This is a genomic window from Pseudomonas sp. B28(2017) (assembly GCF_002113025.1).
Taxonomy (GTDB): Bacteria; Pseudomonadota; Gammaproteobacteria; order Pseudomonadales; family Pseudomonadaceae; genus Aquipseudomonas.
This window is the reverse complement of sequence record NZ_NEJH01000011.1, coordinates 113,165-126,695: the sequence shown is the minus strand read 5'-3', so window position 1 is coordinate 126,695 and position 13,531 is coordinate 113,165. Positions and strand designations below refer to the sequence as shown.

The 13,531-nt window shown below is 58.8% G+C and carries 13 protein-coding genes; 6 read left to right on the top strand and 7 right to left on the bottom strand.

Annotated features, from left to right (window positions below):
- Positions 1-8 precede the first annotated feature (8 nt).
- The 4 genes from crcB to CAF65_RS23030 all read right to left on the bottom strand — a co-directional run bounded on the left by crcB (position 9) and on the right by CAF65_RS23030 (position 4,960).
- The gene (crcB, locus tag CAF65_RS23045) at positions 9-383 is read right to left on the bottom strand and encodes a fluoride efflux transporter CrcB (RefSeq protein WP_085718331.1); all 375 of its coding nucleotides are present in this window, start codon (positions 381-383) and stop codon (positions 9-11) included.
- The gene (locus tag CAF65_RS23040) at positions 383-1,705 is read right to left on the bottom strand and encodes a replication-associated recombination protein A (RefSeq protein WP_085718330.1); all 1,323 of its coding nucleotides are present in this window, start codon (positions 1,703-1,705) and stop codon (positions 383-385) included. Before CAF65_RS23040 ends, crcB begins: the two co-directional genes overlap by 1 nt.
- 153 nt (positions 1,706-1,858) lie before the next feature.
- On the bottom strand, positions 1,859-2,482 hold the full coding sequence (gene lolA, locus CAF65_RS23035; RefSeq protein ID WP_085718329.1) for an outer membrane lipoprotein chaperone LolA: 624 nt from the start codon (positions 2,480-2,482) through the stop codon (positions 1,859-1,861).
- Positions 2,483-2,548: 66 nt separating this feature from the next.
- Positions 2,549-4,960: a DNA translocase FtsK gene (locus CAF65_RS23030; protein ID WP_085718328.1), complete on the bottom strand. Its 2,412-nt coding sequence runs from the start codon at positions 4,958-4,960 to the stop codon at positions 2,549-2,551.
- Between the two features lie 305 nt (positions 4,961-5,265).
- Between CAF65_RS23030 and trxB the strand changes: the two genes are divergently transcribed.
- The 4 genes from trxB (at position 5,266) to infA (ending at position 8,331) form a co-directional block, all read left to right on the top strand.
- Entirely contained in the window at positions 5,266-6,225 is a 960-nt protein-coding gene (gene trxB, locus CAF65_RS23025; protein WP_085718327.1) for a thioredoxin-disulfide reductase, read from the top strand.
- A gap of 62 nt (positions 6,226-6,287) precedes the next feature.
- Positions 6,288-6,968: a leucyl/phenylalanyl-tRNA--protein transferase gene (gene aat / locus CAF65_RS23020; RefSeq protein ID WP_085718326.1), complete on the top strand. Its 681-nt coding sequence runs from the start codon at positions 6,288-6,290 to the stop codon at positions 6,966-6,968.
- 325 nt (positions 6,969-7,293) lie between these two features.
- A complete protein-coding gene (locus tag CAF65_RS23015; RefSeq protein WP_008015549.1) occupies positions 7,294-8,001 on the top strand; it encodes an arginyltransferase in 708 nt (235 codons plus the stop codon).
- A 111-nt stretch (positions 8,002-8,112) separates the two neighbouring features.
- Entirely contained in the window at positions 8,113-8,331 is a 219-nt protein-coding gene (infA, locus tag CAF65_RS23010) for a translation initiation factor IF-1 (protein WP_002553999.1), read from the top strand.
- A 371-nt stretch (positions 8,332-8,702) separates the two neighbouring features.
- On the opposite strand, the gene clpA is transcribed toward infA, so the two are convergent.
- Both clpA and clpS read right to left on the bottom strand, forming a co-directional pair.
- Positions 8,703-10,973, bottom strand: a complete 2,271-nt coding sequence (clpA, locus tag CAF65_RS23005; RefSeq protein ID WP_085718325.1) for an ATP-dependent Clp protease ATP-binding subunit ClpA — start codon at positions 10,971-10,973, stop codon at positions 8,703-8,705.
- A 30-nt stretch (positions 10,974-11,003) separates the two neighbouring features.
- Entirely contained in the window at positions 11,004-11,366 is a 363-nt protein-coding gene (gene clpS, locus CAF65_RS23000; RefSeq protein WP_033052565.1) for an ATP-dependent Clp protease adapter ClpS, read from the bottom strand.
- 223 nt (positions 11,367-11,589) lie between these two features.
- Here clpS and cspD point away from each other — a divergent pair, with 223 nt between their 5' ends.
- Complete coding sequence (gene cspD, locus CAF65_RS22995) at positions 11,590-11,856, top strand: cold shock domain-containing protein CspD (protein WP_256578701.1); 267 nt, start codon at positions 11,590-11,592, stop codon at positions 11,854-11,856.
- Between the two features lie 80 nt (positions 11,857-11,936).
- On the opposite strand, the gene icd is transcribed toward cspD, so the two are convergent.
- Entirely contained in the window at positions 11,937-13,193 is a 1,257-nt protein-coding gene (icd, locus tag CAF65_RS22990) for an NADP-dependent isocitrate dehydrogenase (RefSeq protein ID WP_057399856.1), read from the bottom strand.
- Between icd and CAF65_RS28520 the strand changes: the two genes are divergently transcribed.
- Positions 13,192-13,359 carry a hypothetical protein gene (locus tag CAF65_RS28520; protein ID WP_178076736.1) on the top strand — a complete coding sequence of 56 codons (168 nt, stop codon included), beginning with the start codon at positions 13,192-13,194 and terminating at the stop codon, positions 13,357-13,359. The genes icd and CAF65_RS28520 overlap by 2 nt on opposite strands.
- The last annotated feature ends 172 nt before the right edge of the window (positions 13,360-13,531 follow it).

Below are 13,531 nucleotides of genomic sequence, written 5' to 3'. Positions count from 1 at the left end.
CTCGTTTATCAAAGTTTGGTCAAGGACAGGCCAGCCCAGGTGGCAAGCAGCCCGCCGAATACGCTGAGCACCGCATAGCCCAGGGCCAGCGGCACCTGCCCGCTTTCCAGCAGGCGCACCGTATCCAGTGAAAAGGATGAAAAAGTCGTCAGCCCCCCGAGGAAGCCGACCATCAACCCGGCACGCACCTCGACAGGCACCTCCGGGCGTATCAAAAACAGACCGTATAGAACGCCGATCAGCAAACAGCCCACGATATTAACGGCCAGCGTCGCGGTATAGAAGTGCCGCGGCCAATTCGCGTTGATCCAGTTGCCCGTGGCAAAGCGCAACAATGTACCGGCTACCCCGCCAACGGATACCGCAACGATCAAAGGAAGCACTATTTTCTCCGCTGCCGGGGGCTTAAACGGTCGAGTTTCGCCAGGTGATTGAGTTTTTCGCCGATTTTCAATTCCAGGCCGCGGGGCACCGGCTGATAGAACGGAATCGGTTCGAGCTCTTCCGGGAAGTAATCTTCCCCGGCGGCATAGGCGTCCGGCTCATCGTGGGCATAACGGTATTCATCGCCATAGCCCAACTGCTTCATCAGCTTGGTCGGCGCGTTGCGCAGGTGCAGCGGCACCTCCAGCGAGCCGTGTTCGGCGGCGGCGCGCAATGCGGCCTTGAAACCCATGTACACCGCGTTGCTTTTCGGTGCACAGGCCAGATAAGTGATGGCCTGGGCCACCGCCAGCTCACCCTCGGGGCTGCCAAGGCGTTCCTGCACTTCCCAGGCCGCCAGGCACAAACTCAGGGCGCGCGGGTCGGCATTGCCGATGTCTTCGCTGGCCATGCGCACCACGCGCCGGGCCAGGTACAGCGGGTCGCAACCACCGTCGATCATCCGCGCAAACCAGTACAGCGCGCCGTCGGGGTTGGAGCCGCGCACCGACTTGTGCAGCGCGGAAATCTGGTCGTAGAACGCTTCGCCGCCCTTGTCGAAACGCCTGCGGGTGTCGCCGAGCAGGCTTTGCAGCAGGTCGGTGCCCATCTCGCTGTTGTCTTCGGCCAGATCCGAGGCGTTCTCCAACAGATTCAGCAGGCGCCGGCCATCGCCATCGGCGGCGGACAGCAGCATCTGGAAGCCCTCATCGCTGAGGGTCAGGTTGCGCTTGCCAAGGCCACGTTCCTCGGTCAGCGCACGCTGCACCAGCTTGCGCAGAGCCGCTTCGTCAAGGCTCTTGAGCACATAGACCCGTGCCCGTGACAGCAACGCGTTGTTCAATTCAAACGAAGGGTTCTCGGTGGTGGCGCCGATGAAAATCAGCGTTCCGTCTTCGACATAGGGCAGGAACGCATCCTGCTGGGACTTGTTGAAACGGTGCACTTCATCGACGAACAGGATGGTGCGCTTGCCGTATTGCCCGGCCTGCTGCCTGGCGATTTCCACCGCCTGACGGATTTCCTTCACGCCGGCGAGCACCGCCGAGACCGTTTCGAAGTGCGCATCCGAAACTTCAGCGAGCAATCGCGCCAGCGTGGTCTTGCCTACGCCCGGCGGTCCCCAGAAAATCATCGAATGCAGGGCACCCTGCTCCAGCGCTTCGCGCAAGGGCTTGCCGCGAGCGAGCACGTGTTCCTGACCGACGTACTCGTCCAGGTTGGTCGCGCGCAGACGGGCGGCCAATGGCTGGGCGATCGGGGTGCTGCGAAACAGATCCATGACTACTTGTGAAACCTCACTGGGTCTTTATGAACGCCGCGGTCCTTGTGGGAGCGAGCCTGCTCGCGAATGCGGTGCATCAGATAACAATTATTGCGACTGACGCGCCCTCTTCGCGAGCAGGCTCGCCCCCACAGGATTTTTGTCGTCCTTTTATTCCTGGATCACATCGGCACCCTTGGGGATGTCGAATTTGAACCTGGACTCCGGGATCGGCTCGTTGGCCTTCACCCCGGTGAACAGGATATTGGTGCGCTGACCAACGCTGTCGATCAACTGCATGTCGTTAACCAGACCGTTACGGAACGACAGGCGCAGGCTGTCGAACAAGGTGTCCTTGGTTTTCGGCTTCAGGGTGAAGTCGATCACGCCGCCGGCTTCCTTGGCACTGATGTCGAAGCTCTGACTGATCTTGGACACGTCACCGGACAGCAGCAACGCGGGCGTCTGGGTCAGGCGCTGGTCGAGTTTCTTGATGGTGGCCTGTTCCAGGTCCGGGTCCCACAGGGTGACCTTCTTGCCATCGGAGACCATGGTCTGCTCGGCTGGCGCATCGGTGTGCCAGTAGAACAGGCCCGGACGCTGCAACGACATGTCGCCGGCGGTTTCCTGCAACTGGGTGCCGGTGCCATCCAGGGTCAACTGAGAGAAACGTGCGGTGAGGGTCTGGGATTTTTCCAGCAATTGGGTCAGGCGTGCCACGTCCTTGTCATCGGCGTGGGCCGAGAGCGTGGTCAAAGCCAGTACCGGCAGCAACAGCATGCGGATCAGACGCATGGGAGTCCTCATAACATTCGTGGGAGTGCGAGCGGTGCCAAAGGCACCACTCCTTTCATACTCGGGTCAGTCGCGCACCGGGCCCGGGGCCAGGACTTCACGCGAACCGTTAGTGTTCATGGACGTCACGACCCCGGCCATTTCCATGGCTTCGATCATGCGCGCAGCGCGGTTGTAGCCGATCTTCAGCTTGCGCTGAACCGCGGAAATGGAGGCGCGACGGCTTTCCAGCACGAACTGGACCGCTTCGTCGTACAGCGCGTCGGCCTCGGGATCGTCACCGTCGCCGCCACCGCTGCTGCCTTCGAAGCCGCTACCCGCCTCTTCGACGCCATTGAGAATGTCGTCGTTGTATTCCGGCGCGCCACGCAGCTTCCAGGCTTCCACCACGCGGTGAACCTCATCGTCGGACACGAAAGCACCGTGAACACGAATCGGCAGACTGGTACCCGGCGGCATGTAGAGCATGTCACCGTGGCCCAACAGTTGCTCGGCGCCACCCTGGTCGATGATGGTCCGGGAGTCGATCTTGCTCGATACCTGGAACGCCATGCGGGTCGGGATGTTGGCCTTGATCAGACCGGTGATCACATCCACCGACGGACGCTGGGTCGCGAGGATCAAGTGAATACCGGCCGCACGAGCCTTTTGCGCGATACGGGCAATCAGCTCTTCAACCTTCTTGCCGACGATCATCATCATGTCGGCGAATTCGTCGACCACCACCACGATGGTCGGCAGCTTGCTCAGCAGCGGCGCTTCGTCGTGAATGCTCTCGCGCTTGTACAGCGGATCGCTCAACGGCTCGCCGGCGTCCTGGGCTTCCTTGACCTTGGCGTTGAAGCCCGACAGGTTGCGCACGCCCATCTTGGCCATCAGCTTGTAGCGGCGCTCCATCTCGGCAACGCTCCAGCGCAGGGCGTTGGCGGCGTCCTTCATGTCGGTAACCACCGGGCACAGCAGATGCGGAATGCCTTCGTAGATCGACAGTTCCAGCATTTTCGGGTCGATCATGATCAGCTTGGCGTCTTCCGGGCCGGACTTGAACAGGATTGACAGGATCATCGCGTTCACGCCCACCGACTTACCGGAACCGGTCGTACCGGCCACCAGCAGGTGCGGCATCTTCGCCAGGTCGGTGATGACCGGTTTGCCGCCGATATCATGGCCCAGGGCCAGGGTGACCGGGGATTTGAAGTTGTCGTACTCGGGGGTCGACAACACCTCGGAGAATCGCACGATCTGGCGGTCTTCGTTGGGAATCTCGATACCGACCGTAGTCTTGCCCGGAATCACTTCCACCACGCGCACGCTGGTCACGGCCAGGGAGCGGGCCAGGTCTTTGGCCAGGTTGGCGATGCGGCTGACCTTGACGCCGGCGGCCGGCTGAATTTCGTAACGGGTAATCACCGGCCCCGGATGAATCGAATCGACCGCGACTTCAACGCCGAATTCCTTGAGCTTGATTTCCAGCAAGTGGCCAACCGCAGCCAGGGATTCAGGCGAGTAATTGAGCTGTTTCTTTTCTGCGGGATCGAGAATCGAGATCGGCGGCAAGGTGCCTTCCACGGCGCTGTCGACGAACAGAGGCGCCTGTTTCTCTTTTTCGACGCGTTTGCTCGGTGCGGCAGGCTTTGGTGGCGCGGGCGCGATCACCGGCGGCACCTGCTTCTCGCGTTCGGACATATGCTTGCTCAGGGCTTGCTCACGCTCGATCAGCCGCTCCTTGACCTTGGCCTGCTCGCGCTTGTCGGTGACGGTTGGCGCAACCACTTCATCCATACGGTCGTCGACTTCACGCAACTGGGCGACCAGCTGTTTGCGCTCGGTACGGGCCGCCCACCAGCGATTGGCCGCGCCCTGGAACAGTTCGAACAGGTCGAGGGTGATCTTGCCGGTGATATCCATCACCTTGAACCAAGACAGATCGGTAAACACCGTCAGGCCGAACAGGAACAACGCGATGAACAGCAGGGTGCTGCCCTGGATATTCAGGGCGTTCCGGGCCAGGTCACCGAGGCTTTCGCCCAGCGCACCGCCCGCACCAGCCGGCAGACCGGTCGCGGCATGGAAATGGATATGGGCCAGCGCGGCGCCCGACAGTACCAGGAACACCAGGCCGATCAGGCGCCAGGAGAACAGCCAACCGCTCCACTGCCACGGTTCGTGACGCTGGCGGAAGATCTGGTACGCCTTGATCGCCAGCAGCAACGGGAAGATGTAGGCGAAGTAACCCAGCACCATGAACAGGATATCGGCGCTGTAGGAGCCCGCTGGCCCGCCGAAGTTCTGCACGTCGTCGATCTTGCTGTTATGGCTCCAGCCCGGATCATCCTTGCCATAGGTCAACAAGGCCATCATCAGGAACAGGCACAAGGCACCGATGGCGATCAGCGCACCTTCCTTGAGTCGGTAGTGCAAGTGCTGGCGCCAGAGCGGAACGACGGCTGGTTTAGGTGCTGCGGTGGATTTCTTCAAAACGCTTCTTTTCCTGCGCCATGGGCGCGTCCATCTGGTGAATGTCTATAAAAACTGACAAAAACTGCCCAATCCAGGCAGGTAAAAAAGTTAACACGCGTAACCGGGACTACTTTTAACACTGCGCCCCGGCATTTATAAATACAGCGCGCACTGAATATATGTAGCACGCACGACATTGTACGGGTTTGTACGCACGACGCCATGCTTGAGACCCTTGGGTGTAGCATAGTCAACAGCACATGACATGCTGTTCAATTTGAGCATGCATTCTCTTTTGTGACAAAGGCTTATGAGGTGTTTTTATGAGCGAAGCGAAGCATTCCCGCCTGATTATCCTGGGCTCCGGCCCTGCCGGTTACAGCGCAGCCGTTTATGCCGCTCGCGCCAACCTCAAGCCCGTTGTCATCACCGGCATACAGGCAGGTGGCCAGCTCACCACCACCGTCGAAGTCGATAACTGGCCAGGTGACGTCGAAGGCCTGACCGGGCCGGTCCTGATGGACCGCATGCAAAAACACGCCGAACGCTTTGCCACCGAGATCGTTTACGACCACATCCATACTGCCAAGTTGCAACAACGGCCGTTCGAACTGATCGGCGATGGCGGAACTTACACCTGCGACGCGCTGATCATTGCCACCGGCGCTTCTGCGCAATATCTGGGCCTGCCGTCGGAAGAAACTTTTGCCGGCAAAGGGGTTTCGGCGTGCGCGACCTGTGATGGATTCTTCTATCGCAATCAGGTGGTTGCGGTAGTCGGTGGTGGCAACACGGCGGTCGAAGAAGCGTTGTACCTGTCGAACATCGCCAAGGAAGTGCACCTGATCCATAGGCGCGACAAACTTCGCTCGGAGAAAATCCTCCAGGACAAACTCTTCGAAAAGGCTGCCAATGGCAATATCCGCCTGCACTGGAACCAGAATCTGGACGAAGTGCTTGGTGATGCCAGTGGCGTGACCGGCGCCCGCCTGCGGGACAGCCACACCGGCGAAACCAGGGAACTGCCGCTGGCCGGGGTGTTTATCGCCATCGGTCACAAGCCCAACACCGACCTGTTTACGGGACAACTGGAAATGCGCAACGGGTATCTGTTGGTCAAGGGTGGCAGCGAAGGCGATGCCACCGCTACGGCGATAGCAGGCGTGTTTGCCGCCGGCGACGTGGCCGACCACGTTTATCGCCAGGCCGTTACGTCTGCCGGGGCCGGTTGCATGGCGGCGCTGGACGCTGAAAAATACCTCGACGACATTCCTGCCGTTTGAAGGCAAACTTTATAGCGAGCCAACACCCACCACTGCCCTCCCCTTCTGCAAGCCCGGATGCCATGCTGACTTGGTTACAACGCAATACCTTGCATTTCCCACCGCTGGAAAAGGCCATGCGCGACCCCAACGGACTCCTGGCTGCCGGCGGTGATCTGTCCGCCGATCGGCTGGTCTCGGCCTATCGCCACGGCTGCTTCCCATGGTTCTCCGAAGGTCAGCCGATCCTCTGGTGGTCCCCGGACCCGCGCACGGTTTTGTTTCCCGACGAACTGCACGTCTCGCGCAGCCTGAACAAACTGCTGCGCCAGCAACGCTATCAAGTGACCTTCGACGCGGATTTTGCCGCCGTCATCCGCGCCTGTGCGGCCCCCCGGGATTATGCCGACGGCACCTGGATCACCGAGGCGATGCAAGATGCCTACATCGAACTGCACAGGCGTGGTCACGCGCACTCGGTGGAAGTGTGGGACGGGGACGAACTGGTCGGCGGGTTGTACGGCCTGGCAATGGGCCGGTTGTTTTTCGGCGAGTCCATGTTCAGCCGCGTCGACAACGCCTCGAAATTCGGCTTTGCCACACTGGTTCGACATCTGAAAGACTCGGGGTTTGTACTGATCGATTGCCAGATGCCCACCGATCACCTGCACAGCCTCGGAGCCCGGGCGATACCCCGCCACGAGTTTGCCGGCTATCTGGCCAGGTATCTGGACCAGCCCAACACTGCCACCTGGGTTTGCTGAGCGTCTTTTGCGCACGTGGCTTACACTTAGGGGGCGTTCTCAGTTAATTTCACCGCCGCGCCGGGTCTGCTGTTGTGCAGGGCAAGGCACGAGAAGCGTGGTTTGGTCATTCCAAACAAGCTTCGAGTAACGCAGCCCTGCACAACAGCAGGCCCGGCCCTTCGGGTTGTGCCTTAAAGCGAGCCAGGCCGCGTTGCAGACCTTGGGAAGGGAACAACCATTCCCAGCGGCCTGCGCCTTGCATGGCTCGCTTTAAGGCGACAACGCGACGGTGAAATTAACTGAGAACGCCCCCTAATCAAAAGCATTATCCCGAGGGTTGATCATGACCGAGTTGGCGCGCTTGAAGTTCTATGCCACTCAGCCGCACTCTTGCAGTTATCTGCCCGACGAGCAGGCTACGACCCTGTTCCTCGACCCTAGCCAGCCCATGGATGTGCATGTCTATGCAGACCTGTCAGAGATGGGGTTTCGTCGCAGCGGCGATCATCTCTACCGGCCGCATTGCCAGAACTGCAATGCGTGCGTTCCGGCGCGCATTCCCGTGGGGCAGTTCACGCCCAATCGGCAACAGAAACGCATATTCAAGCGCAATACGGACCTGCAGGTGCGCCCGGCCAAGCCCGGCTTCAACGAAGAGTACTTCGACCTTTACCAGCGCTATATCGAACAGCGTCACGCGGATGGCGATATGTACCCGCCAAGTCGCGACCAGTTTTCGACATTCCTGGTGCGGGACCTGCCGTTTTCACGTTTTTATGAGTTCCGCCTTAACGGCCGGCTGCTGGCCGTCGCCGTCACCGATTTGCTGCCGAACGGTCTTTCGGCGGTCTACACCTTCTACGAGCCTGCCGAAGAGCGTCGCAGCCTTGGGCGCTACGCAATCCTCTGGCAAATCGCCGAGGCCAGCCGGCTTGGGCTGGAAGCGGTCTACCTCGGCTACTGGATCAAAAACTGCAAAAAAATGAACTACAAGACTCAATATCGCCCCATTGAGTTGCTGATTAATCAGCGCTGGGTGGTTCTAAACTAGAGCCAGCCCTAAACCCCTTGGCTTAAACCCCACTTTTCGGGCACAATGCACGCCGCTTTTGCCTGGCGCAGTTGCACCGGGCCATTCATTGGACACCGAGGGCTTTACTGCATGTCGAAAGAAGACAGCTTCGAAATGGAAGGCACTGTCGTCGACACCCTGCCCAACACCATGTTTCGTGTGGAGTTGGAAAATGGGCACGTCGTAACCGCGCATATCTCCGGCAAGATGCGCAAGAACTACATCCGTATTCTTACCGGCGACAAAGTGCGCGTCGAGCTGACTCCCTATGACTTGAGCAAAGGGCGCATCACCTACCGCGCACGCTAAGGTTGGAGCGAGCCTGCTCGCGAAAAACCTGAGGGCAGCGCGTCAAGTCAGACTCCCCGCATCATCGTTGACGACCATCGCGAGCAAGCTCGCTCCTACAGAGATAGAGCCCGCTCACGAAGCAAGTCAATACAAGACGCCCGGCTTATGCCGGGCGTTTTTGTTTGCCTGCGATTTGCCCCCCCCCTGCAGGAGCGAGCCTGCTCGCGAAAAACCCGAGGACACCGGATCAAGTCAAACTTCCCGCATCATCGTTGACGACCATCGCGAGCAGTCGAGCGTCGACCGGTTGCCCCTACAGACAGCGGATATGCCGATCAACAGACAGCAAAAAGGCGCCTCTCGGCGCCTTTCTGTTTTGCTTTTTAACGTCAGGCCATCTCGGCCGTGGTCTCAAACTCGAAGGTCAGTTCGCCGTCCTTGATGTCGATGTGCACCACACCGCCATGTTCGGCCAGTTCGCCAAAGAGAATCTCCTCCGCCAGCGGACGCTTGATCTTGTCCTGGATCAGGCGCGCCATTGGGCGAGCCCCCATTGCCGCGTCGTAGCCACCTTCGGCGAGCCAGCTGCGGGCCGCATCGGTGACTTCCAGCAACACTCGTTTGTCTTCCAGCTGCGCCTGAAGCTCGGTAAGGAACTTGTCCACCACGCTCTTGATGACCTCATGGCTGAGGCGACCAAACTGGATGATGGTGTCCAGACGGTTGCGGAATTCCGGCGTGAAGCTCTTCTTGATCACTTCCATCGCATCGGAGGAGTGATCCTGATAGGTGAAACCGATCGAAGCGCGAGCTGCAGTCTCGGCACCGGCGTTGGTCGTCATGATGACGATAACGTTACGGAAATCCGCCTTGCGCCCGTTGTTATCGGTCAACGTACCGTGATCCATGACCTGCAACAGCAGGTTGAAGACTTCCGGATGCGCCTTCTCGATCTCATCGAGCAACAGCACGCAGTGTGGCTGCTTGGTGATGGCTTCGGTGAGCAGACCGCCCTGATCGAACCCAACATAACCCGGAGGCGCACCGATCAGGCGCGATACGGTGTGGCGCTCCATGTACTCGGACATGTCGAAACGAATCAACTCGACACCCAGCGCCTTGGCCAACTGACGCGCCGCTTCGGTTTTACCGACGCCGGTAGGCCCTGCGAACAGGAACGAACCGACAGGCTTGTCAGGGGACTTGAGGCCGGCACGGGACAGCTTGATCGCGGTTGCCAGCGAGTCGATCGCGGCATCCTGACCGAACACGGTCAACTTCAGGTCGCGCTCGAGGTTACGCAACAGCTCCTTGTCGGAACTGGTGACGTGCTTGGGCGGAATCCGCGCGATTTTCGCAACGATGTCCTCGACCTGAGGCACTTCGATACGCTTGACGCGCACCTCGACCGGTTGCAGGCGCTGATAGGCACCCGCCTCGTCGATCACATCGATCGCCTTGTCCGGCATGTGCCGGTCATTGATATAGCGCGAGGCCAGTTCGGCGGCGGCGCGCAGGGCTTCATCGCTGTATTCGATATTGTGATGACTTTCGAAACGCCCTTTCAGGCCGCGCAGGATGCCAATGGTGTCTTCCACCGAAGGCTCCGATACATCGACCTTCTGGAAGCGCCGGGCCAAAGCACGGTCCTTCTCGAAAATGCCGCGGAATTCCTGGAAGGTGGTCGAACCGATGCAACGGATATCACCCGAGGACAACAGCGGCTTGAGCAGGTTCGAGGCATCCATGACACCACCGGACGCGGCACCCGCCCCGATGATGGTGTGGATCTCGTCGATGAACAGGATCGCCTGCGGACGTTTTTTCAGTTCATTGAGCAACGCTTTGAAGCGCTTCTCGAAATCACCACGATACTTGGTGCCCGCGAGCAGAGCACCAAGATCGAGGGAATAAACAACGCTGTTTGCCAGCAGATCCGGCACCTGGTTATCGACAATGCGCTTGGCCAGGCCTTCGGCAATCGCGGTTTTACCCACGCCCGCCTCGCCCACCAGCAGCGGATTGTTTTTACGACGACGCGCCAGGATCTGCGCGACACGCTCGACTTCCAGCTCACGACCCACCAACGGATCGATACGCCCCTGGCGCGCCAGCTCGTTGAGGTTGCTGGCATAAGCATCCAGGGGGTTGCCCGAGGAAGAAGACTCACCACCCTCGTCGTCCTGCATATCTTGCTCACCTTCAGAATGATCGCCATGCCCCGGCACCTTGGAAATACCATGGGCGATGTAGTTGACGACATCTATACGGGCAACGCTCTGCTGTTTCAGCAGGAACACTGCCTGACTCTCTTGCTCACTGAAGATCGCGACCAGCACGTTGGCACCAGTCACTTCGCGTTTGCCCGAGCTCTGTACGTGAAACACAGCACGCTGCAGTACACGCTGGAAGCCCAGGGTTGGCTGGGTTTCGCGATCCTCGTCATGAACCGGGATCAATGGCGTGGTGGAGTCGATGAACTCCTGCAGGTCATGCTTCAGTTTGTCGAGGTTTGCGCCGCAGGCACGCAAAACGGTGGCGGCAGCCTCATTGTCCAATAGGGCCAGCAGGAGATGCTCGACGGTCATGAATTCATGACGCTTCGAACGGGCCTCCTTGAAGGCAAGATTGAGGGTGACTTCGAGCTCGCGGTTTAACATAGCTTCACCTCATACCCAAGTGTCCGGCGATTAACCGTCCTTCTCGATTTCACAGAGTAGCGGATGCTGGCTTTCCCTGGCGTACTGGTTGACCTGCATGGCCTTGGTCTCGGCGATGTCGCGGGTAAACACTCCACATACTGCCCGTCCTTCCGTATGGACGGCCAGCATGACCTTGGTCGCCAGCTCGCGATTCAGGTTAAAAAACACCTCGAGCACTTCGACGACGAAATCCATCGGTGTGTAGTCATCGTTGAACAAAACCACCTTGTACATCGGCGGCGCCTGTAGTGCAGGCTTTGCCTCCTGAACAGCAATGCCTGTGGAATCGTCGTCGTGTAAATCAGGGTGATCCTGATTGAATGTTAGTCGAATCTGGCTGATTGCATGCATGGAAAGAAAGGTTCGTCAGTGGTTCAAATACAGTGGTGGGGGCGGCTATCAGCGTTTTCAACTCCGACTGCCGGTCAGCTTGACTATCGGCAAAACGGTGTTACAACCAATAGAGCCCACAGTGGGTAAAAAAGGTCCGCGGAGTCAATCTTATTTACAGATTCGACTGCGGATGTACTGGATGATACTCCAGTGATGGAGTCTGTTGCAGAGGGATATGGGTATGTCAGGCGGCAAGATCAGTGGCAAGGTCAAATGGTTCAACAATGCCAAGGGTTACGGTTTCATCGTTGAGGACGGCAAGACAGAAGACCTGTTTGCCCACTACTCCGCCATCCAGATGGAAGGTTATAAAACCCTGAAAGCCGGGCAAGCTGTCGTATTCGACATCATCCAGGGCCCCAAAGGTCTGCACGCAATCAACATCGGCAACCCGGTGGACACTTCGAAAGCGACATCCACCCCCGTGCAACAGACCGTTACGGTGTAAGTCCACACCACCATCCCGCCATAAAAAAACCGCCTGACTCAAATGCTTGAATCAGGCGGTTTTCATATGCCTGCGTTTTCTTACATATGCGAGATCAGCGCGTCACCGAAACCGGAAGACGACACCAGTTTCGCGCCCTCCATCAGACGCTCGAAGTCATAGGTCACGGTCTTGGCGGAAATCGCGCCATTGGTGCCCTTGATGATCAGGTCGGCCGCTTCGGTCCAGCCCATGTGGCGCAGCATCATTTCAGCGGACAGGATCAGCGAACCCGGGTTGACCTGGTCCTTGCCTGCGTACTTCGGCGCCGTACCGTGGGTGGCTTCGAACATGGCCACGGTGTCGGACAGGTTGGCGCCCGGTGCGATACCGATACCGCCCACTTCCGCCGCCAGGGCGTCGGAGAGATAGTCGCCATTCAGGTTCAGGGTTGCGATCACATCGTACTCGGCCGGGCGCAGCAGGATCTGCTGGAGCATGGCGTCGGCGATGGCATCCTTGACGACAACGTTCTTGCCGGTTTTCGGGTTCTTGAACTGCATCCACGGACCACCGTCGAGCAGGGTCGCGCCGAACTCTTCAGCCGCCACTTCGTAGGCCCATTCCTTGAAGGCACCTTCGGTGAACTTCATGATGTTGCCTTTGTGCACGATGGTCAGCGAATCGCGATCGTTGTCGACCACATATTGCAGGGCCTTGCGCGCCAGACGCTTGGTGCCTTGCAGGGACACCGGCTTGACGCCGATACCGCAGTTCTCGTCGAAACGGATCTTGGTAACGCCCATTTCTTCCTTGAGGAACTTGATGACCTTGGTGGCTTCCGGCGTACCGGCCTTCCACTCGATGCCGGCGTAGATGTCTTCGGAGTTCTCGCGGAAGATGGTCATGTCGACATCGCCCGGCTTCTTGACCGGGCTGGGCACGCCTTCGAACCAGCGCACCGGGCGCAGGCAGACGTACAGGTCGAGTTGCTGACGCAGGGCCACGTTCAGGGAGCGGATGCCGCCACCGACGGGGGTGGTCAGCGGGCCTTTGATGGAAACCACGTAATCCTTGACCGCGTCCAGGGTTTCCTGAGGCAGCCAGGTGTCCTGATCGTAAACCTGAGTCGCTTTCTCCCCGGCGTACACTTCCATCCAGGAAATCTTGCGCTCGCCACCATAAGCCTTCTTAACAGCAGCATCGACAACCTTGATCATGACCGGGCTGATGTCGACACCAATGCCGTCGCCTTCGATGAAGGGGATGATCGGGTTATTAGGAACATTGAGAGAATGGTCTGCATTGACGGTGATTTTGTCGCCGACGGCTGGAACCTGAATCTTCTTGTAACCCATGCTGAACTCCATTGATTGGATTGAACATCTGGCTTGGTTCGAGCGTAACCCAGTTGAATCGGCGCGCAAACCCTATGTTCCATTCAACTGCCGCAAAGCCTTGCAACTCGCGCGCTACAAGCCTGAAAGCAAAGGGAAAAGCGCCAAACTCAAGCACGACGAATGACCTTACGCCCTGCCGGCCCCTGCGACCTTTAGACCAATGGACGACATTCGTTGCGTATGAACCATCGGCAGATTGCCAGCTACCTATGTATAATGCCGCCGCTGACTAAAGGGTCACGACGGGCTGAACAGCTCTACGATGAGTGTTTACGCCCGATAAGCTGGTCTGTTAC

Coding starts and splice junctions, on each gene's coding strand:
- CAF65_RS23040 (WP_085718330.1), bottom strand. CDS start 1,705: ATGGATCTGTTTCGCAGCACCCCGATCGCCCAGCCATTGGCCGCCCGT.
- lolA (WP_085718329.1), bottom strand. CDS start 2,482: ATGCGTCTGATCCGCATGCTGTTGCTGCCGGTACTGGCTTTGACCACG.
- trxB (WP_085718327.1), top strand. CDS start 5,266: ATGAGCGAAGCGAAGCATTCCCGCCTGATTATCCTGGGCTCCGGCCCT.
- aat (WP_085718326.1), top strand. CDS start 6,288: ATGCTGACTTGGTTACAACGCAATACCTTGCATTTCCCACCGCTGGAA.
- CAF65_RS23015 (WP_008015549.1), top strand. CDS start 7,294: ATGACCGAGTTGGCGCGCTTGAAGTTCTATGCCACTCAGCCGCACTCT.
- infA (WP_002553999.1), top strand. CDS start 8,113: ATGTCGAAAGAAGACAGCTTCGAAATGGAAGGCACTGTCGTCGACACC.
- clpA (WP_085718325.1), bottom strand. CDS start 10,973: ATGTTAAACCGCGAGCTCGAAGTCACCCTCAATCTTGCCTTCAAGGAG.
- clpS (WP_033052565.1), bottom strand. CDS start 11,366: ATGCATGCAATCAGCCAGATTCGACTAACATTCAATCAGGATCACCCT.
- cspD (WP_256578701.1), top strand. CDS start 11,590: ATGTCAGGCGGCAAGATCAGTGGCAAGGTCAAATGGTTCAACAATGCC.
- CAF65_RS28520 (WP_178076736.1), top strand. CDS start 13,192: ATGCTGAACTCCATTGATTGGATTGAACATCTGGCTTGGTTCGAGCGT.
- icd (WP_057399856.1), bottom strand. CDS start 13,193: ATGGGTTACAAGAAGATTCAGGTTCCAGCCGTCGGCGACAAAATCACC.